The 18,726-nt window shown below is 72.2% G+C and carries 24 protein-coding genes; 9 read left to right on the top strand and 15 right to left on the bottom strand.

The annotated features are described in order from the left end of the window. Nucleotides 1-103: 103 nt before the first annotated feature. Nucleotides 104-637, bottom strand: coding sequence for a hypothetical protein (locus SD460_RS01050; RefSeq protein WP_290051663.1), 534 nt, complete (start codon nt 635-637; stop codon nt 104-106). A 134-nt stretch (nt 638-771) separates the two neighbouring features. Between SD460_RS01050 and SD460_RS01045 the strand changes: the two genes are divergently transcribed. Continuing rightward, complete coding sequence (locus tag SD460_RS01045; RefSeq protein WP_290051664.1) at nt 772-1,629, top strand: glycosyltransferase family 2 protein; 858 nt, start codon at nt 772-774, stop codon at nt 1,627-1,629. On the opposite strand, the gene SD460_RS01040 is transcribed toward SD460_RS01045, so the two are convergent. Further along, nucleotides 1,626-2,078, bottom strand: a complete 453-nt coding sequence (locus SD460_RS01040; protein ID WP_290051666.1) for a hypothetical protein — start codon at nt 2,076-2,078, stop codon at nt 1,626-1,628. The genes SD460_RS01045 and SD460_RS01040 overlap by 4 nt on opposite strands. Before the next feature lie 142 nt (nt 2,079-2,220). Here SD460_RS01040 and manB point away from each other — a divergent pair, with 142 nt between their 5' ends. Together manB and SD460_RS01030 are read left to right on the top strand one after the other, a co-directional pair. After that, complete coding sequence (manB, locus tag SD460_RS01035; RefSeq protein ID WP_318305830.1) at nt 2,221-3,300, top strand: mannose-1-phosphate guanylyltransferase; 1,080 nt, start codon at nt 2,221-2,223, stop codon at nt 3,298-3,300. Nucleotides 3,301-3,303: 3 nt separating this feature from the next. Then, nucleotides 3,304-4,200 carry a DNA-3-methyladenine glycosylase family protein gene (locus tag SD460_RS01030; protein WP_290051669.1) on the top strand — a complete coding sequence of 299 codons (897 nt, stop codon included), beginning with the start codon at nt 3,304-3,306 and terminating at the stop codon, nt 4,198-4,200. Nucleotides 4,201-4,238: 38 nt separating this feature from the next. Here the strand turns inward: SD460_RS01030 and SD460_RS01025 are convergent, their stop codons facing one another. The 7 genes from SD460_RS01025 to SD460_RS00995 are packed head-to-tail and all read right to left on the bottom strand — an operon-like array spanning nt 4,239 to nt 9,020. Next, entirely contained in the window at nt 4,239-4,499 is a 261-nt protein-coding gene (locus SD460_RS01025) for a hypothetical protein (protein ID WP_290051671.1), read from the bottom strand. Continuing rightward, on the bottom strand, nt 4,496-4,867 hold the full coding sequence (locus SD460_RS01020) for a GntR family transcriptional regulator (RefSeq protein WP_290051673.1): 372 nt from the start codon (nt 4,865-4,867) through the stop codon (nt 4,496-4,498). Before SD460_RS01020 ends, SD460_RS01025 begins: the two co-directional genes overlap by 4 nt. Continuing rightward, nucleotides 4,864-5,355: a hypothetical protein gene (locus SD460_RS01015; protein WP_290051675.1), complete on the bottom strand. Its 492-nt coding sequence runs from the start codon at nt 5,353-5,355 to the stop codon at nt 4,864-4,866. The genes SD460_RS01020 and SD460_RS01015 overlap by 4 nt, the downstream gene beginning before the upstream one ends. A gap of 27 nt (nt 5,356-5,382) precedes the next feature. Next, on the bottom strand, nt 5,383-5,928 hold the full coding sequence (locus tag SD460_RS01010) for an NUDIX hydrolase (protein ID WP_290051677.1): 546 nt from the start codon (nt 5,926-5,928) through the stop codon (nt 5,383-5,385). Then, complete coding sequence (locus SD460_RS01005; RefSeq protein ID WP_290051679.1) at nt 5,925-7,319, bottom strand: coenzyme F420-0:L-glutamate ligase; 1,395 nt, start codon at nt 7,317-7,319, stop codon at nt 5,925-5,927. Before SD460_RS01005 ends, SD460_RS01010 begins: the two co-directional genes overlap by 4 nt. Continuing rightward, nucleotides 7,255-8,244, bottom strand: coding sequence for a 2-phospho-L-lactate transferase (gene cofD, locus SD460_RS01000; RefSeq protein ID WP_290051680.1), 990 nt, complete (start codon nt 8,242-8,244; stop codon nt 7,255-7,257). The genes SD460_RS01005 and cofD overlap by 65 nt, the downstream gene beginning before the upstream one ends. After that, nucleotides 8,241-9,020: a GNAT family N-acetyltransferase gene (locus SD460_RS00995; RefSeq protein WP_318305829.1), complete on the bottom strand. Its 780-nt coding sequence runs from the start codon at nt 9,018-9,020 to the stop codon at nt 8,241-8,243. The genes cofD and SD460_RS00995 overlap by 4 nt, the downstream gene beginning before the upstream one ends. 59 nt (nt 9,021-9,079) lie before the next feature. Between SD460_RS00995 and SD460_RS00990 the strand changes: the two genes are divergently transcribed. The 3 genes from SD460_RS00990 to dapC all read left to right on the top strand — a co-directional run bounded on the left by SD460_RS00990 (nt 9,080) and on the right by dapC (nt 10,771). Next, a complete protein-coding gene (locus tag SD460_RS00990) occupies nt 9,080-9,253 on the top strand; it encodes a hypothetical protein (RefSeq protein ID WP_290051681.1) in 174 nt (57 codons plus the stop codon). A gap of 109 nt (nt 9,254-9,362) precedes the next feature. Then, a complete protein-coding gene (fdxA, locus tag SD460_RS00985; protein ID WP_086865075.1) occupies nt 9,363-9,683 on the top strand; it encodes a ferredoxin in 321 nt (106 codons plus the stop codon). Beyond that, nucleotides 9,680-10,771: a succinyldiaminopimelate transaminase gene (gene dapC, locus SD460_RS00980; protein WP_318305828.1), complete on the top strand. Its 1,092-nt coding sequence runs from the start codon at nt 9,680-9,682 to the stop codon at nt 10,769-10,771. The genes fdxA and dapC overlap by 4 nt, the downstream gene beginning before the upstream one ends. Here dapC and SD460_RS00975 read toward each other — a convergent pair. Next, a complete protein-coding gene (locus SD460_RS00975; RefSeq protein WP_290051686.1) occupies nt 10,765-11,382 on the bottom strand; it encodes a TetR/AcrR family transcriptional regulator in 618 nt (205 codons plus the stop codon). The two genes, dapC and SD460_RS00975, sit on opposite strands and share 7 nt — an antisense overlap. Before the next feature lie 81 nt (nt 11,383-11,463). On the opposite strand from SD460_RS00975, the gene SD460_RS00970 reads away from it, so the two are divergent. After that, a complete protein-coding gene (locus SD460_RS00970) occupies nt 11,464-12,870 on the top strand; it encodes an FAD-dependent monooxygenase (protein ID WP_290051688.1) in 1,407 nt (468 codons plus the stop codon). Here SD460_RS00970 and SD460_RS00965 read toward each other — a convergent pair whose 3' ends face one another. The 4 genes from SD460_RS00965 to SD460_RS00950 form a co-directional block, all read right to left on the bottom strand. Further along, on the bottom strand, nt 12,871-13,047 hold the full coding sequence (locus tag SD460_RS00965) for a hypothetical protein (RefSeq protein ID WP_290051690.1): 177 nt from the start codon (nt 13,045-13,047) through the stop codon (nt 12,871-12,873). A gap of 104 nt (nt 13,048-13,151) precedes the next feature. Next, nucleotides 13,152-14,081, bottom strand: a complete 930-nt coding sequence (locus SD460_RS00960; RefSeq protein WP_318305827.1) for a CHAD domain-containing protein — start codon at nt 14,079-14,081, stop codon at nt 13,152-13,154. A gap of 28 nt (nt 14,082-14,109) precedes the next feature. Further along, nucleotides 14,110-15,093: a 2,3,4,5-tetrahydropyridine-2,6-dicarboxylate N-succinyltransferase gene (gene dapD, locus SD460_RS00955; protein WP_318305826.1), complete on the bottom strand. Its 984-nt coding sequence runs from the start codon at nt 15,091-15,093 to the stop codon at nt 14,110-14,112. 28 nt (nt 15,094-15,121) lie between these two features. Next, on the bottom strand, nt 15,122-15,550 hold the full coding sequence (locus tag SD460_RS00950; protein ID WP_290051695.1) for a hypothetical protein: 429 nt from the start codon (nt 15,548-15,550) through the stop codon (nt 15,122-15,124). Nucleotides 15,551-15,573: 23 nt separating this feature from the next. Between SD460_RS00950 and dapE the strand changes: the two genes are divergently transcribed. Next, nucleotides 15,574-16,644, top strand: coding sequence for a succinyl-diaminopimelate desuccinylase (gene dapE / locus SD460_RS00945; RefSeq protein ID WP_290051696.1), 1,071 nt, complete (start codon nt 15,574-15,576; stop codon nt 16,642-16,644). 136 nt (nt 16,645-16,780) lie between these two features. Continuing rightward, nucleotides 16,781-17,584 carry a DUF3152 domain-containing protein gene (locus SD460_RS00940; protein ID WP_290051697.1) on the top strand — a complete coding sequence of 268 codons (804 nt, stop codon included), beginning with the start codon at nt 16,781-16,783 and terminating at the stop codon, nt 17,582-17,584. A gap of 42 nt (nt 17,585-17,626) precedes the next feature. On the opposite strand, the gene SD460_RS00935 is transcribed toward SD460_RS00940, so the two are convergent. Beyond that, nucleotides 17,627-18,679, bottom strand: coding sequence for a chitinase (locus SD460_RS00935; RefSeq protein ID WP_290051698.1), 1,053 nt, complete (start codon nt 18,677-18,679; stop codon nt 17,627-17,629). Between the last annotated feature and the right edge of the window lie 47 nt (nt 18,680-18,726).

Raw genomic sequence — 18,726 nt, 5'->3', positions numbered from 1 at the left:
CTGTGATCGACGGTGGTACGCTGGGTGTGCGAGGTCCCCGTGGGGCCGAGTATGAAAGCCCGTGACGCGTCCGGACGGTCGTCTCGCGGGCTTTTCGCTGTTCTCATACCTCGAAGCGCTCGATGACCAGCGGACTCGCGCGGCGCCGCCAGTCGCCACCCGCCCCGACGCACCAAGCCACGGCATCGGATATCCACAGGAGCGGCTCCGCGGTGGAGTCGACGTGCTCGTAGGTGAGTTCGGTCTTCGACGGCCGGAAGCCGAGTGCGTGCTGCAGCGTTCGGCGGTCGTGTCCGTCGCGGTGGTCGCGGCTGTCGAGGACCAGCCGGTGCGCTTGCGCCCCGAGCAGGTCCTGGGTCAGGTGCGCCAGGCAGCGTTGCCGGGCCGCTTCTTCGGCTTTCGGCGCGCAGGTGGCGAAGTAGAGCCGCGCGGTGACCGGCATCGCGGCCATCCGGTCGATGAGCATCCTGCGGCGAGGTTCCTTCTCCTTCTTGAAGTGCAGCTCGCGCGCACCGCGCATGAGGAGCGACATCAACGCACGGCGAGTGGGGGTCAGGTGCGCCGGTTCGACGATTGTCGCGCAGAGTAGATAGCTGCCGGTCCGTGCCGACTCGTCGACGAAGGCGTGCACCGTCATCCCGCCATCATGACGTGCGGTGTTGTCCGTGCTGGATCGGGTGACTACGTGAAGTGACGAGTGAACACTTCTCCGAGCGTGCTCCTCACCCGGGGTGCCGGGAGAGCGCTGCGTGACGAGGGGACAATGGCCCGGTGACTGAGCAGACCCGCTACGGCGACCAAATCGGCGTCGTCACCGTGACGTACTTCTCCGGCGACACCCTCGAGCGGTTCCTCGACACCCTCGAGAAGGCCACCGATCGCGACGTGCAGGTTGTCGTCGCCGACACCGTCTCCACCGATGGTGCGCCCGAGAAGGCCGCGAAGCGTGGGAACGTGCACCTGCTCAGCATCGGGGAAAACGTCGGGTACGGGACCGGGTGCAACCGCGGGGTCGCCGAACTGGATGACCGGTACGGGTGGATCGTCATCTCCAACCCGGACCTCGAATGGGAGCCCGGGTCCCTCGACACGCTGCTCGAAGCCGCGAAGCGGTGGCCGCGTGGGGGGTCGTTCGGGCCGCTGATCCACGAGCTCGACGGGACCACCTACCCCTCCGCCCGGCTGCTGCCCTCCTTCGGGCGCGGGATCGGGCACGCCGCGCTCGGGAAGATCTGGCCCGGGAACCCCTGGACCAAGCAGTACCGGCAGGAGACCGGGACGCCCGTCGAGCGCGTCGCCGAGTGGCTGTCCGGCTCCTGCCTGCTGCTGCGGCGGGAGGCGTTCGAGTCGGTCGGGGGGTTCGATTCGCGGTACTTCATGTACTTCGAGGACGTCGACCTCGGGGACCGGCTCGGCAAGGCCGGCTGGCTCAACGTCTACGTGCCCTCGGCCGGCGTCATGCACCTCGGCGGGCACTCGACGTCGCAGGCGTCCAAGAAGATGCTCGCCGCCCACCACGCGAGTGCCTACCAGTACCTCGCCGACCGGCACCCGGGCCTGCTCTGGAAGCCCGTGCTGGCCGCGACGAAGCTCGGGCTCGCGCTGCGGCTGAAGCTCGAAACCCGCTAGATCCCGTCGAGCCGGCGCGAGAGGTCGGACCTGCCGTTGGTCTGCGTCACCGTCGGCACCAGGCCGGTGTCCTCCGGGTCGGGCTCCTTCAGCGGGCTCGTGATCGGCTCGGCCTGGGGACGCCGGGCCAGCGGCGTGGGCATCGGTGTCGTCGGCGTCGGCGTGCTCAGCGGTGTCGTCTGCTGCGGGCGGCGGCCGCCCGGGACCTCCAGCCGGCGCGTCGGGGACGAGCCGGCCAGCGGGTGGTCGTTCTCCTCGATCAGCGACGCCGGCAGCTGCGTCGTCGTGTCGGGGTCCCGGCTCCGGTCGAGGCCGTCGATCGCCGCGCGCGGGATCTGCTGGGTGTTCGACGAGTCCATCGGCGACGTGGCGCTGTCGGGTGTCACCACGAACACACCGCGCGCTTGGGCTCGTGCGAGCAGGGCGTCCGCCCGATCGCGGGGGTCCATCCCCTCGGCCTCCCGACTGACCCGGGGGCCCTCTGGGGAGGGGCCCGCCTGTTTCCTGTCTAGGGTAGGCCCTCCGGGCGACCTCCGTCAGGGTTTCCCGCGGCTTGTCGCTCAGCGGTGCGTGATACAGGAGGAGATTTCCGTGACGTCCGAGGTCGAGGTCGACGCCGTCGTGCTGGTCGGGGGCAAGGGCACCCGGCTGCGCCCGCTCACCCTTTCGGCGCCGAAGCCGATGCTCCCGACAGCCGGGACGCCCTACCTGAGCCACCTGTTCTCGCGCATCCGCGAGGCCGGGATCCGGCACGTCGTGCTGGGGACGAGCTACCGGGCGGAGGTGTTCGAGGAGTACTTCGGCGACGGCAAGTCGATCGGTCTGGACCTGGAGTACGTCGTCGAGGAGGAGCCGCTGGACACCGCGGGCGCCATCCGCAACGTCTACGACAAGCTGCGCGCCGACCACGTGATCGTCTTCAACGGCGACATCATCTCTGGGTCGGACCTCGGCGAGCAGCTGCGCGTCCACCGCGAGTCCGAAGCGGACGTCACGCTGCACCTGCAGCGCGTGCCGGACCCGAGCCGGTTCGGCTCGGTGCCCACCGACGAAAACGGCCGGGTGCAGGCGTTCCTCGAGAAGACGCCGAACCCGCCGACCGACCAGATCAACGCCGGCTGCTACGTCTTCCGCCGCCCGGTGATCGAGGGCATCCCGACCGGCCGCCGCGTGTCGGTCGAGCGCGAGACGTTCCCGCAGCTGCTGGAGCAGGGCGCGCACATCCACGGCTTCGTCGACGCGTCCTACTGGCTGGACGTCGGCACACCGGAAGCGTTCGTCCGCGGCTCGGCGGACCTGGTGCGGGGCGTCGCGCCGACGTCGGCGCTGCCCGGCCACCCCGGTGAGTTCCTGGTCCTCGACGGCGCTTCGGTGGCCGAGGACGCCCAGCTCTCCGGTGGTTCGACCATCGGCGGCGGCGCGGTCGTCGGCTCGGGCGCGAAGATCGACGGCTCGGTCCTGTTCGACGGCGCCGCGGTGTCCGAGGGCGCCATCGTCGAGCACTCGGTGCTGGGCCACGGCGCGCGCGTCGGAGCCGGTGCGGTGCTGCGGGGCGTGGTCCTGGGCGACGGCGCATCCGTCGGCGCGGGCTGCGAGCTGCTGGAAGGCGCCCGCGTCTGGCCCGACACGGTGCTGCCCGACGGCGCCATCCGCTTCTCGAGCGACGCGTAGCCGATGTTCTGGCGTCCCGCGTTCGAAGTCGACTTGGGGAGGGTCCTGAGTCCGCTGAAGCGCGGGCGCGGGTCGCTGAACATCCTCACCGACGAGCGCGGGATCACCTGGCTGGCGATGAACACCCCCGACGGCCCCGGCACGCTCGCGCTGCGCCGGCTCACGGACGGGCGCGTCGAGGCCGCGGCCTGGGGCGACGGGAAAGATCGCCTGCTCAGCGGCGTCCCGGCGCTGCTGGGCGCGGACGACGACGACACCGGCTTCGTCGCGCACCACGACGTCGTCGCGCGCGCCCGGCGGGCGAACCCCGGCCTGCGGCTCGGCGCCACCGGCGTCGTGTGGGACTGGCTGGTGCTCGCCGTGCTGGAGCAGAAGGTCGCCGGCAAGGAGGCGATCCGGTCGTGGGCCGAGCTGTGCCGCCGCTTCGGCGGGACGGCGCCGGGGCCGGGGCCGGAACGCCTGCGCGTGCCGCCGACGCCGGTGACGCTGCGCTCGCTGCCGGACTGGCACTGGCACCGCGCGGGCGTCGACATCAAGCGCCGGACGGCGTTGCTGAACGCGGCGCGGGTGGCGCCGCACCTGGAGCGGGCGGTGGAGCTGCGCGGGCTCGAGGGCAGGCACTGGCTGCGCCAGGTGCCGGGCATCGGCGTCTGGACGGCGGCGGAGGTCGCCCAGCGTGCGTGGGGCGACCCGGACGCGGTGAGCTTCGGCGACTACAACATCCCGTCGATGGTCGGCCACGCGCTGGCCGGCACGAAGGCGGACGACGCGGCGATGGCCGAGCTGCTGGCGCCGTACGCCCCGCAACGGCAGCGCGCGGTCCGCTACCTGGAGGCGGCCGGGCACACGCGCCCGCGCTTCGGCCCGCGCATCGAGCTGCGCGACTACCGCGCGATGTGAGCGGACGTTGCCGCGCGGGACCGGCCTGGGGTACCGGACTACTGCGGTGGCGGGGGATAGCTGCCCGGCGGGGGCGGGTACGGGGGCTGCTGGCCGGGGTACGGCTGCTGAGGTGGGTAACCGGGGGAGCCCGGCGGAGGCGGGAAGCCTTGCTGCGGTGGGTATCCCGGCTGCGGGTAGCCCGGGTACTGCGGCGGGTACGGCGGTTGCTTCGGCTTGGCGGAGTGGACGATCACCGCCACCACCGCGCCGATACCCCCGAGGAGCACCAGCAGGATCAGCAGCATCAGGACGCTCACGCTCGGCCTGTCCCTTCGTCGAGTGCGGCCTGGACGATCGACAGCGCCTCCGCGTCGTCCACGCCCAGTTTGCGGGTCAGCGCAGCGTATTCGGCCGCGGCCTGCTGGGCGCGGCGGCGGCTCTGGTCGCCGGACGCCGCGACGAAGCTGCCCGCGCGGCCGCGGGTCTCGATCAGGCCCGCTTCCTCCAGTTCGCGGTAGGCGCGCGCGACGGTGTTCGGGGCGATGCCCAGGTCGGCCGCGAGCTGCCGGACCGTCGGCAGTTTCGTGCCGACGGCCAGGCTCCGGTCGGTGATCCGCGTCGCGAGCCCGGACCGGACCTGCTCGAACGGCGGCACCGGCGAGCTGCTGTCGAAGGGGACGATCACCAGCTCTGCGGCCCCGCACCCGGGCCCGGCGGCGGCTGCTGCGGGAACGACGGACCCTGCGGCGCGTACTGCTGCGGGGCGGGCGGGTACCCCGGCTGCTGCGGGAAACCCTGCTGCGGCGAAGGCGGGTACCCGGGCTGCTGCGGGAACCCCTGCGACGGCGGCGCGAACCCCTGCTGCGGCGCCGCGAACCCGGGCTGGGCGGGCGCGAACCCCGCCTGCTGAGGCGCGAATCCCGGCGCGGGCGGCGTGAATCCCTGCGGTGGTGGCGCGAACCCTTGCTGTGGCGGGAAGTTCGGGTTCGGCGGGAACTGCCCGCCGTTCTTCATCGCTTCCTCGCGGCGCATCTTCGACACCCGGACGATCACCGCGATGATGAACACGATCACGCCCAGGATGATCAACCCGAGCACGATGTACCCGAACACGCCGGTGTCGCCGCCACTGCCGGAGTGGTAGTGCACCCGCTGCGGGAACTGCGTAGCCATGTGGTCCCTCCCTGTCCGCGATCCAGGCTAGTGCCCGGCACCGACAGGAATGGCCGCTTTCACCAGATCGGCGAGATCTTCCGACCCCGCGGGAAGCGCGTCCGCCGGCCACCACCGCAGGTCGTCGGACTCGTCGCTGCGCACCGGCGACGCACCCGGCGGGGCGTGCACCGCGAACCGGACGTCGAAGTGCCGCGTCGGCACGCCGAGCGAGCACGTGATCGGGTGGACGTCCAGGTGCACCGGCTCGGCGGAGATCCGCAGCCCGGTCATCCCGGACTCCTCGGTGGCCTCCCGCAGTGCGGCGCCGGCCAGCGAAGTGTCCGACGGCTCGCAGTGCCCGCCGAGCTGCAGCCACCGGCCGACGCGCGGGTGCAGCGTGAGCAGCACCCGCGTGCCGGTGTGGTCCAGCAGCACCGCCGACGCCGTCAGGTGCCCGGCCGCGCACGAGCGCTGACAGCTGTCCTCGCGCGCCGCCAGGAAGCCGAGGAACGCCTGGCGCAGCGATTCCTGGGAAGCGAGAGCCGGCCGCCACGACGAAAGCGTCGAGACGGCGTCCGCGTGCAGGGTCACAGCTCCAGCAACCCTTCGCCGGGCGAAACCTCGCCACGCGGGGGCGGGGAGTCCAGCGGGACGCCGATTGCGACCGAACCGAGCGGCTGCCAGCGGTCGTCGAGGCCGAGGACCTCCCGCACCAGGTCGGCGGCGAAGATCGTCGACCCGATCCAGCACGAGCCGAGCCCCTCGGCCGCCAGCGCGACCAGCAGGCCCTGCACCGCGGCGCCGCCGGCCACGGTGAACATCGTCTTCTCACAGTCGTTGCGGCGCTCGTCGCGGTAGGTGTGCGCGCCGTCCGGCACCAGGAACGGGATGACGACTTCCGGGGCCCGGTACAGGATGTCGCCGCGGCTGAGCCGCTTCGCGATCTGCTCTTCGGTGAATTCGTCGCCGCTCAGGTCCGCCCGCCACGATTCGCGCATGGCGTCGAGCAGCTTCTTGCGCGTTCCGCCGTCGCGCAGCCAGACGAACCGCACCGGGTGCGTGTGATGGGGCGCGGGCGCGGTCAGCGCGGACCCCACGGCCCGACGCAGCGCGTCGGGATCGACCGGCTCGTCGGCGAACTGCCGCACGGAACGCCGGGCCGGGACGGCTTCCCGGCGCCCCTGCGCGATGGCTTCGTTGGTGCCCAGCCGGAAGAGGTCCTCTTCCAGGGGGCGGATCAGGTTCCGCGCGGTCGAGCCGTCGTCGACGAGGTCGAGCCCGCGGACGACCGCGACCGGCGTCCCGCCGAGCTTGCCCTTGACCAGGTCGGCGGCCGCGGCGAGCTCATCGGCGACGGCGACCTCGGTGACGGCGAGTTCGTTGCCCTGCCCGTCGATCTGCCCGCGGTAGGCGTGCAGCACGCGCAGGCCGGACGCGCCGATCGCGTTGTCGGTCTGCCCGACGCGCCAGGCGCGGCCCATCGTGTCGGTGACGACGACGGCGACCTCGACGCCGAGCCGTTCGCGCAGGCCGTTGCGCAGCGCCAGCGCGGAAGCGTCCGGGTCGGCGGGCAGCAGCGCCACCTCGTCCCCGGCCACGTTGGACGCGTCGATCCCGGACGCGGCCTGCACGATGCCCAGCGGGTTCTCGGTGATCACCGTGCGCGCGATCCGCGCGACCACCCGGACGGCTTCCTGCTCGACGAGCTTCCGGCGCTCGGTGTCGCGGGCCTCCGGGTCGGTCGGCACGCGGACGAGCCTGCCCTCGGCCTTGGAGACGATCTTGCTGGTCACGACCAGGACGTCACCCGAACGCAGCCAGGGTGCCGCACCCACGATCGCGCCGGTCAGGTCGTCGCCGGGGCGGAATTCGGGGAGCCCGGTGACGGGCAGGATCTCCAGCTTGGGGGAGGCGTGGTCACTCAACGGGGGCTCCGGCCAGTTCGAGCGCCGCGCGGGCCATCGCCGCGGTCGCGTCCACATCGGACATCAGCAGCGGGACGTCGCGGACGGTCACGCCCGGCACGTCGGCCGTCTCGCCCTCGGCGATCAGCCAGCCGTCGAGCACGCCGCCGTCCTGGCGCGAGCCGTAGTGCCGGCCCACCGCCTCGGCCGACGTCTCGACGCCGATCGCGGTCAGGCACGCGTCGGCCATCCCGCGCAGGGCCTTGCCGCCGATGATCGGCGACACCCCGACGACGCCGGCGCGCGTCTTGCGCAGCGCGTCCCGGATTCCCGGCACGCCCAGCGTGGTGCCCACCGAGACCACCGGGTTCGACGGCGCGAGCAGCACCGCGTCGGCCTCCTTGATCGCCTCCAGGACACCCGGCGCGGGCTTGGCCTCGTCGTTGCCGACCGCGACGATCGAGTGCGCCTTCGGCTCGGCGCGGTAGCGGACCCACCACTCCTGGAAGTGGATGGCCTTCTGCTGGCCGTCCTGCTCCGGGTCGTCGATCACGACGTGCGTCTCGACGCGGTCGTCCGACATCGGCAGCAGCCGGACGCCGGGCTGCCAGCGGTCGCACAGGGCCTCGGTCACCGCCGAGAGCGGGTAACCCGCGCGCAGCATCCGCGACCGGATCAGGTGGGTGGCGATGTCCTTGTCGCCGAGCCCGAACCAGTCCGGGTCGGCGCCGTAGGCCGCCAGCTCCTCCTTGACCACCCAGGTCTCGCCCGAGTGGCCCCAGCCGCGTTCCTTGTCGATCCCGCCGCCCAGGGTGTACATGCAGGTGTCCAGGTCGGGGCAGATCCGCAGCCCGTGCATCCAGACGTCGTCGCCGGTGTTGACCAGCGCCGTCACCTCGTGCTCGGACTCGGACGCACCTTCCGGCGCCATGCCCAGCGCCGCCTTCACACCCAGCAGGAAGCGGGCCCCGCCCACTCCGCCGACCATCACCACGATCTTCACGACGTCGAATCCTCGCACGAGCCGGGTGCGGGCACCCAGTACCGGTATCTGTGGTGCGGGGCGTAGCCGAGCCCCGCGTAGAGCGCGAGCGCGCCCGAGTTCCCCTCCGCCACCTGCAACACCGCGCTGCCCGCTCCCTGTTCCACGCCCCAGCTTCCCAGTGCCGCCATCAGCGCCGACGCCAGCCCGCGCCGCCGGTGCTCCGGGCGCACGGCGAGCCGCCCGACGTGCAGCCAGCCGTCCACCAGCGCCCCGCGGACCGCGGCCGTGGTCACCTCACCGTCGGTCGCGACGCCGTAGCCGACCTTCCCACCACCCAGCACAGCCCGCGCGGCTTCGGTACCGGCGTCGGACCCCAGCACCAGCTCCCACCACCCCGCCGTCGCCTCGTCCGCCACTTTCACGTGAAAGCGACCACCTGGGGGCGTCGCTTTCACGTGAAAGCGGCGCTTCTCGAGCGGGGCGGTCAGGACGACGACCTCGTGGCCGGCGCCGTGGGAAGTCGCCGGGACCCAGCCCGCCGCGGCGATCGCGTGCTCGTTCGGGCTGTCGCGGACCACCTGAGCCATCGGCGGGATCCCCCGATCGTGGGCGAAGTCACACACCGCTCGCAGCGCCGCCGGTACCGGCCGATCGGGGTCGCCGACGGCGAGGACGCTGTTGGCGCGCCCGGTGAACCCGTCCGCCCAGCGCAGGCGCCAGCCGCCGAGGAACTCCTCGGCCACCGGCGGCCATGCTCTGCTGCAGGCGATTTCGAGCGTCTCGGGTGCGTTCACCGCTAGATTGTGACGGAGGCGGTGAAAGTCGCGGAGCGGATTTCTTCCAGGAGGTGGCCGTGGGCATCCAGCGCAAGGACGAGCGGCACAACGAGAAGCTCGTCGACGAGATCTCCGAGGGGTTCAACCGGGCCGTCGGGGAGAAGAAGACCGAGGAAGAGGCCCCCAAACCGCGATTCGTCATCACCGGCGACGCACGGGCGACCCCGCCCCCGCGCCGCCGTGAGCGGTGAGCTCCATACCCGGGGTATGGCTAAGGCTTGCCTCACCAACCGAACGGGTGCCGACGCCGCGTAATGTCGGCACGGACTGGCTGTTTGCAGAGAAAAGCAGGAGTGCGCAGTGACCTACGTGATCGCCGAGCCCTGCGTCGACGTGCTCGACAAGGCGTGTATCGACGAGTGCCCCGTGGACTGCATCTACGAGGGCGAGCGGATGCTGTACATCCACCCCGACGAGTGCGTCGACTGCGGCGCCTGCGAGCCGGTCTGCCCGGTCGAGGCGATCTACTACGAGGACGACGTCCCGGACAACTGGTCGGACTACACCAAGGCCAACGTCGACTTCTTCGACGAGCTGGGCTCGCCCGGCGGTGCCTCCAAGGTGGGCAAGACGGCCAACGACCCGTCGTTCATCAAGGCGCTGCCCCCGCAGGGCGAATGAGCCCGGTCGCGCTGCCCGACTTCCCCTGGGATTCGCTCGCCGAGGTCAAGGCCACGGCGCAGGCGCATCCCGGCGGGGTCGTCGACCTCTCCATCGGCACCCCGGTCGACCCGGTCCCGGCCGGCATCCGCGACGCGCTGGCGTCGGTTTCGGAGATCCCCGGGTACCCGACCACGCACGGCATCCCGGCGCTGCGCGCGGCCGCGATCGCCGCGCTCGGGCGGCGGCACGGGGTCACCGGCATCGAGCCGGACGCCGTGCTCCCGACGATCGGGTCCAAGGAGGCCGTGGCCTGGCTGCCGCGCCTGCTCGGCTTCGGCGCGGGCGACCTCGTCGTCATCCCGGAGCTGGCGTACCCGACGTACGAGGTCGGGGCGCTGCTGGCGGGCGCGTCGATCCTGCGTGCCGACAGCACGGTCGCCCTCGGCCCGCAGCGGCCGTCGATGATCTGGCTGAACTCGCCGTCGAACCCGACCGGCAAGGTGCTCCCGGTGGAGCACCTGCGCAAGGTCGTCGAGTGGGCGCGCGAGCGGGACGTCGTCGTGGTCTCCGACGAGTGCTACCTCGCGCTCGGCTGGGAGGCCGAGCCGCGGTCGATCCTGCACCCGGACGTCTCCGGCGGCCGGACCGACGGGCTGATCGCGGTGCACTCGCTGTCGAAGTCGGCGAACCTGGCCAGCTACCGAGCCGGGTTCCTGACCGGTGATCCCCGGCTGATCAAGCAGCTGCTCGACATCCGCAAGCACGCGGGCATGATCGTGCCGCGCCCGGTCCAGGAGGCGATGGTCGCCGCGCTGACCGACGACGAGGCACTGGAAGCCCAGCGCGGGCGCTACGCCCGCCGCCGGCTCGTGCTGCGGAAGGCGTTGGAGGACAACGGCTTCCGCGTCGACCACTCCGAGGCCGGCCTGTACCTCTGGTCCACCCGCGACGAGGACGCCGGCGCCACCGTCGCGTGGCTGGCCGAGCGCGGGATCCTGGTCGCGCCCGGCACGTTCTACGGCCCGGCGGGCGGCAAGCACGTCCGCGTGGCGCTGACCGCGACCGACGAGCGCATCGACGCCGCCGTGGAGCGGCTCGCTCAGTAGTCGCGGCCGGTGAGGCCCCGGTAGACGAACCGGGTCAGCAGCTCGACGGCTTCTTCGTCGGTCGGCGGCGTCCAGCCCGGCGGTGAGCCGTGCAGCCATGTCGCCGCGAAGGCGTCGACGAGGTTGTACATCAGCATCCCGCAGCGGTCCGGCGTCGTGGGCAGCTTCAGCCCGGCGCGGGTGACGTGCTCGAGGTGGTCGTCGAGGTCGGCGGCCTGGGACGCGCCGAACTGCGCGAGCGTGCGCGCGAACGACTCGCTGACCATCGCGGCCTGGCGCAGGGCCAGCATGGTCGCGGCGTTGTCCCGGTAGAAGTCCCAGTACTGCTTGACGTGCCAGCGCACGGCCGCGGGGTCGCTGAAGTCGTTCTGGTGGTCCTCGTGCTCGGCGCTTTCGTCCCCGGACGCCGCGATGTCGGCGAGGAGCGCCTCGAGCAGCTCTTCCTTGCCCGCGAAGTGGTTGTAGAACGACCCCGCGGCCCGGCCCGCCTCGGCGGTGATGTCGGTGATCTTGGTGTTCAGGTAGCCCTTGCGCGCGAAGACGCGCTTGGCGGCGGCCTTGAGCGCGCCCTCGGTCTCCGCGGCCTTCTCCTTGCGGCTCGTCGCCGTCATCGGCACCTCCCTTGACACGGGACGCTAGCAGCGCCATTCTGAATCTAGATTCACTGAATCACAATTCACTGGGAGGACGACGTGGACACTCGGGTGCTGATCGCGGGAGCGGGACCGACCGGCCTGACCCTGGCCATCGAGCTGGCGCGGCGGGACGTCGCCGTGCGGATCGTCGACAAGGCCGAGACGTACTTCGTCGGCTCGCGCGGCGACGGGCTGCAGCCCCGCACGCTGGAGGTCTTCGAGGACCTCGGCGTGCTCGACGCGGTGCTGGCCGCGGGCATGGCGCCGGTGCCGATGAAGATCCACCTGGGCGGCGAGGTGGTCGGCGAGCGGATGATGTTCGACCCGGTCGAGCCCACGCCGTCGAAGCCGTACCCGACCGGCTGGTTCCTCGGCCAGTCGCAGACCGAAGGCATCCTGCGCGACCGGCTGGCCGAGTTCGGCGTCCGCGTCGAGCTGGCCACCGCGCTGACCGGCTTCGAGCAGGACGCCGACGGCGTCACGGCCACGCTGAGCACGGGCGAGACGGTCCGGGCCGGGTACCTGGTCGGCGCCGACGGCGGCAAGAGCTTCGTGCGCAAGGCGCTGGGGATCGCGTTCGAGGGCGCGACCGACGAGTCGATCCGGATGCTGCTCGGCGACGTCCGCGCCGACGGCCTCGACCGGAACTACGGGCACTGGTTCGCCACGCCGGAAAGCCCGATGAACGGCATGATGTTCAGCCCGCTGCCGGGCACGCCGCACTTCCAGTTCGGCGCCCCGCTCGGCGAGGGCGAGCTGGACGCCGAGACGGCGTTGCCGGCGGTCCAGGCCCGGCTCGACGCGCTGAGCGGCGGCACGGTCAAGCTGTCCGACCTGGCCTGGTCGACGGTCTGGCGGCCGAACGTCCGGCTGGCGGCCCGGTTCCGCGACGGCCGCGTGTTCCTGGCCGGCGACGCCGCGCACGTCCACCCGCCGACCGGCGGCCAGGGCCTGAACACCGGCATCGGCGACGGCTACAACCTGGGCTGGAAGCTGGCCGACGGGTCACCGGAGCTGCTCGACAGCTACGAGCCCGAGCGCCGCGCGAACGCGGCACGCGTGCTCGGGATCTCGAGCGAGCTGATGCGGAAGTACGTCGACGGCGACGAGGATGCGCACAAGCGCGGTGAAGACACGCAGCAGCTGGACGTCACCTACCGCGGCGGCCCGCTGTCCCCGGCGGGGACGGGCGAGCTCCGCCCGGGCGACCGGGCACCGGACGCGCCGCTGCTCGACGCGAACGGCAAGCGGGTCCGGCTGTTCGAGCTGTTCCGCGGCCCGCACGCGACGGAGCTGGTGTTCGGCGACGGTCCTTCGGAGGGCTACCGGATCCTGCCCGCGGGGAGCGCCCCGGCACCGGGCGCCCTGATCGACGACGGCGGCCACGCGTACGCGGCTTACGAGGCTTCGGACGGGCGTCGCGTGCTGATCCGCCCGGACGGGTACGTCTGGTCGATCGCCTGATCACGACATCCCGTTGTGCGTGGAGTTGTCGTAGGTGCCGTTCGGCTTGGCGCGGTACGGGTAGCGGCCGAGCTTCCGCCCGCGGCGCACCCGGCGCCCGGCCAGGACGCCGGCCGTGAGGATGACCAGGACGAGCAGGACCACTCCGCCGATGGCCAGGGTCAGCGCGGTTTCCATCGCCCCAGCGTAGGTGGGCGACGTCGGTCCGGGGTCGGCCGAAACGACGTGAATGACTCATTCCTGTCGCCGGACGACAGGAATGAGTCATTCACGTCATCCCGTCAGGCGTGCAGAGCTCGAGCGGCGCGGTCGACCGCCACCCAGGAAGCCCGCCAAGTTGCGCGGGCCTCGGCGCGGCGAGCCAGCTCGCGCTCCGCGATCCGGCCCGCGACGAAGCCGACCTCGGCGTCGGCGGACTCCAGTACCGAGCGCATCCGCTCGGCCGCGTTCACCGCGTCCTGGTGGTCGCCCAGCACGGTCTGGAAGTCCCTCGTCGCCCGGATCAGGTCCTTGATGCGCTTCGCGCGCTTCTTCTTCGCCGACGTCTGGGCCAGCTCGGCGGCGTACCGCAGCTTCTTGCCGTGGATGCGCAACGCGTGCAGGTCGTCGTCCGGGGGGTCGGCGGGCAGGGCGCGGACGGCCTTGGTGAGCTTGCGGTGCGGCTTCGCCAGCCCGTCGACCAGGTCGTGCGGCTGCTCTGGCACCTCGGCGCCGGAGCGGGTCAGCAGGCTGACCTCGCGCAGCAGCGTCGAGTAGCGGGTGCTGGTCAGTGCGCTGGTCAGCCGCCGCTTCGCCGTCGCGCGCTCGGTGATGAACCGGGCCACCAGGCGGTGCCCGGCGGGCTGGTCGCGGACCTCGAAGTCGGCGATGACCTCGCGCAGGTGCCCGATGAGGACGTCGTAGTCCCGCACCTCGCCGAGCGACTGCCCGAGCCAGCCCAGCTCCGCGCGCACCGGCTCGGCGCCGTCGCCGACCAGGGTGCCGGACAGCTTGAGCACGCTGCGCATCCGCCGCAGGGCGACGCGCATCTGGTGCAGGTCCTCGGGGTCGGCGCCGGAGCGCGTGCCGGGTTCGTACGCCAGCAGGGCGCGGATCTCCCGGTCGAGCTTGGCCCGCACGTGGTGCACGGCCGGATCCGCGGGACCGGCTTCCACCGGTGCGTCCGGCAGGCCCAGCTCGGCCGGGGTGCGGGGCAACGATTCGGTGGTCACCCCGTGAATTGTAGGTGAATTCGCAGCGTCAGTCGTTGGCGTGCAGCATCGCGTTCAGCGTGACCCCGGTGCCGGCCCGCGGCACGACCTCGACCGCGCCGGTGCCGGAGTTGCGGCGGAACACCGCGCCGGAAATGCCGTTGAGCTCCAGCGCCTTCACGACCTTGCCCTCGACGACGACCTTCGTCCCCGCCGTCACGTACAGACCGGCTTCGACGACCGAGTCGTCGCCCAGGGAGATGCCGATGCCGCCGTTCGCGCCGATCAGGCAGCGCTCGCCCAGCGAGATCGTCTCCTTGCCGCCGCCCGAGAGCGTGCCCATGATCGACGCGCCGCCGCCGACGTCCGAGCCGTCGCCGACGACCACGCCGGCCGAGATCCGGCCTTCGACCATGGACGCGCCGAGCGTGCCGGCGTTGAAGTTGACGAAGCCCTCGTGCATGACCGTGGTGCCGGACGCCAGGTGGGCGCCGAGCCGGACGCGGTCCGCGTCGCCGATCCGGACCCCGGACGGCAGGACGTAGTCGACCATCCGCGGGAACTTGTCCACGCTGTACACGGTCACCCCGCCGCGAGCCCGCAGCCGCAGCCGGGTCTGCTCGAAGCCCTCGACCGGGCACGGGCCGTGGTTGGTCCACACGACGTTGGCCAGCAGGCCGAACATGCCGTCGAGGTTCTGGCCGTGCGGGCGGACCAGCCGGTGCGAGAGCAGGTGCAGCCGCAGGTACATGTCGTGGGTGTCGGCCGGGGCGTCGGCGAGCTTGCCGATCGTGGTCCGGACGGCGACGACCTCGACCCCGCGGTCGGTGTCGGGGCCGAGCAGCGCCGCGGCCGCCTCGCCGAGGATTTCGGTGGCTTCGGCCGCGCTCAGGCGCTCGGTGCCGGACGCGCCGCCTTCGGTCAGCTTCGGGTGCGGGTACCAGGTGTCGAGGACCGTCCCGTCGGTCGCGACGGTGGCCAGCCCGACGCCGCTGGCGCCGGTCGTTTCGGGGTTCGGGCTCTGCTCGCTCACGGCCATCACCGTAGTGGAGTGACGCGGATCAACCACCCGTGGGCCGGGCGTCTACCTGCTTCTTCACGCCGTCGAGCGCGGCGGCGACGTCGACCAGCGCCTGCGTGCAGGGGCCGCCCGGGTCCGGCACGGTCGTGCAGCCCGCGCTCCGGAACGCCTTCACGGCGGTGTCGAGCTTGTCCGCTTCGGCGACCAGCTGCGGGTCGCGGTCGTCCGCGCGCTTGCGGGCGGTGCCCGGGACGTTGCCGACCTCCGTGACGTACTTTTCGCAGCCCTTCGGCAGCTGGGTGCGCGGGCTGGCGTAGCACTGGTCGGCGGTCAGCGCGGTCAGCTTCGTCGGGAGCGCGTCCGGCCCCGGCTCGCCGCCCTGCTTGGGGGTCGGGCCCGCCTCGTTGCCGCAGCCGGACAGGACGAGGACCAGCAAAGCGCCGCCGACCGCGACTCCGAAGCTACGCACGCCCCCACGGTAGCGTGCGGGGCATGAGCCTCGACCTGCACGCCGATCCCGTCGACCTGACCGCGGCCCTCGTGGACGTCTTCAGCGTGTCCGGTTCGGAGGCCGAGCTCGCGACGCTGGTGCAGGAAGCGCTCCAGGCGCAGGCGCCGCACCTGGAGGTCGTCCGCAACGGCGACGCGGTACTGGCGCGGACGAACCTCGGCCGCGGGTCGCGGGTCGTGCTCGCCGGGCACCTGGACACGGTGCCGGAGAACGGCAACTTCCCGTCGCGGCGCGAAGGCACCGGCGACGACGAGGTGCTGCACGGCCTCGGCGCGGTCGACATGAAGGGCGGCGACGCCGTCTTCCTGCACCTGGCCGCGACGCTGCCGTCGCCCAAGCACGACGTCACCTTCGTCTTCTACGACAACGAAGAGGTCGAGGCGGTCAAGAACGGCCTGGGCCGGATCGAGCGCGACCTGCCGGAGTGGCTGGCGGGCGACCTGGCGATCGTCGGCGAGCCGTCGAACGGCGTCATCGAGGCCGGCTGCCAGGGCACCATGCGCGTCGAGCTGCGGTTCGCGGGCAAGCGCGCGCACACCGCGAGGGCGTGGATGGGGGAGAACGCGATCCACGCGCTGGCCGGCCCCCTCCGGCGGCTGGCCGAGTACGAACCCCGGATCGTCGACATCGACGGCCTGACCTACCGCGAGGGCCTCCAGGCGACGGCGATCAGCGGCGGGGTGGCGGGCAACGTCGTCCCGGACGCGGCGGTACTGACGGTGAACCACCGCTTCGCGCCCGACCGCTCGCCGGAAGCGGCGGAACGTCACCTCCGCGAGGTCTTCGACGGCTACGAACTGTCCGTTGTGGACCTTTCGCCGGGCGCGCTGCCGGGCCTGTCGGCCCCGGCGGCGGCGGAACTGGTGACGGCGGCGGGCGGCCGCGCGGCGGCGAAGCTGGGCTGGACGGACGTCGCCCGTTTCGCGGCGCTGGGCATGCCGGCGGTGAACTTCGGCCCGGGCGACCCGACGCTGGCGCACACGCAGCAGGAGAACGTCCGGACGGCGGAGATCCGCCAGGTCGCCGACGTCCTGCGCAAGTTCCTGGGCTGAGTCCTCCCAGCACTGTGGCCGTCGTCACAGTCGTGCGGCCTGAGCTGCGGTGACTCGCTGTCGCCACAGCTCACCGCAACTTTTCCCGCCGCTCGGCCGTATGCCCTGATGAAAGCCGCGCACCCGAGGGGGACCCATGCCCGAAACCGCGAGACGGGCCGCGGTTGCCGCCCTGCTCGCCGTGGTGGTGGCCGGGGTGGTCACCGCGTGTGAGCAGCAGCCCGTCGCCGCGCCCGCGGCCGGGCCGATCCGGACGGCCATCGGGGAGGCCACCGCGCTGCCGCCGCCGCCCGACGAGCCGGCCGTGCCCGTGACGCAGGCCGCGCCCGTCGAGGTGGCCATCACCTTCCCGCGGACCGGGTCCGGGCAGTGGATGTTCACCCCGGGCAGCGACGAGGTCGCCGGCACCCAGGGACGCCTGATGCGGTACCGGATCGCGCTCGAGACCGACATCGACGGCGTCGGGCCCGCCGACTTCGCGAAGAAGATCCGCGGCATCCTCGGCGACGACCGCGGCTGGACCGCCGGCGGGCAGTGGCGGCTGCAGCAGGTCGGACCGGCCGACAGCGCCGACTTCACGATCTACCTGGCCACCCCGGCCAGCCGCGACAAGCTGTGCGGTGGCACCCCGGACAGCTACACGTCCTGCCGCAACGGCAGCAACGTCGTGCTCAACGTCGCCCGCTGGGCCAACGCCGTGCCGAACTACGGGGCCCCGCTCGACGTCTACCGCCAGTACATGGTCACGCACGAGACCGGGCACCGGCTCGGCCAGGGCCACGAGCTGTGCCCGGGCCCCGGCAAGCCGGCGCCGGTGATGGAGCAGCAGACGCTCGGGCTGCACGGCTGCGTCCCGAACCCCTGGCCGTTCCCGAACGGCCGCGCCTACTCCGGCCCCTCGGGCGAGTACGACGACCCCATCCCCGCCGGCGACTCGTGAGTGTTTAGTCGGGTTAGAACCCGACTAAACACTCACGAGGCTTTACCGGCCCTGCAGGGACTTGACGTTGTCGCCGAAGGTCCAGCCCTTCGAGCCGTCCCAGTTGATCGACCAGTCCATCAGGCCCTTCAGGCCCGGGACCGACCGCCACGCCTGGGAAACCAGGCTCGGTGACATGTACCCGCCACCCGCGCCGGGCTGCGCCGGCAGGCCCGGGACCTGCTTGTCGTACGGGACGCGGATCGTCGTGCCCTGCACGACCAGGCCGTTGTTCAGGCACTGCGTCTGCACGGTGAAGCCCTGCACGGTCCCGGCCTGGTACGAATCGCCGGCGCAGCCGTACATGGATCCGTTGTAGTACTGCATGTTCAGCCACCACAGCCGGCCGTTGTCCGCGTACTTCTTGACGATCGGCAGGTACGCGCCCCAGATCGAGCCGTAGGTGATGCTGCCGCCGGTCACGTACGCGGTCTCGGGCGCCATCGTGAGCCCGAAGCCCGCCGGCATCTGCGCGAGCACGCCGTCGACGATGCGGATCAGGTTCGACTGCGACGCCGAGAGCGTCTTGATGTTCCCGCTGCCGGTCAGCCCGGTCTCGATGTCGATGTCGATCCCGTCGAAGTTGTACTGCTTCAGGATCGGGACGACCGTGGCGACGAACTTGTCCGCCACCGCCGACGACGAGAGGTCGATACCGGCCGCCGCGCCGCCGATGGACATCAGGATCGTCGCGCCGGCGGCCTTCGCCGCGCACATCTCGGCGGGCGTCGACACCTTCACGCCGGCGTCCATCCCGTTCTCCCACAACACGGTCCCGTCGGACCGGATCACCGGGAAGGCGGCGTTGATGACGTTGTAGCCGTGCTGGGCCATGCGGCTGTCGGTGATCGGGATCCAGCCCAGCCCGGGGTGGACGCCGTTCGCGGCGCCGTCCCAGTTCTCCCAGTACCCCTGGATGACCTTGCCGGCGGGCCGGGGTTTCACCGCGCACGTGTCGGCCTGCACCGCCCCCTGCGCGGGGGCCGGCACGAGCAGCGGGACGGCCAGCGCCGCGGCCAGGAGGGCTCCGAACAAGCGGTTTCTGCGACCGGACATACCGATTCCCATCGTCGTTGAGGGCGAACGCGGTGTGTCCGCCCAAC

The organism is Amycolatopsis solani, from assembly GCF_033441515.1.
Classification (GTDB): Bacteria; Actinomycetota; Actinomycetes; order Mycobacteriales; family Pseudonocardiaceae; genus Amycolatopsis; species Amycolatopsis solani.
The sequence above is the reverse complement of the archived record's forward strand: the minus strand, read 5'-3'. Positions and strand labels throughout refer to the sequence as shown.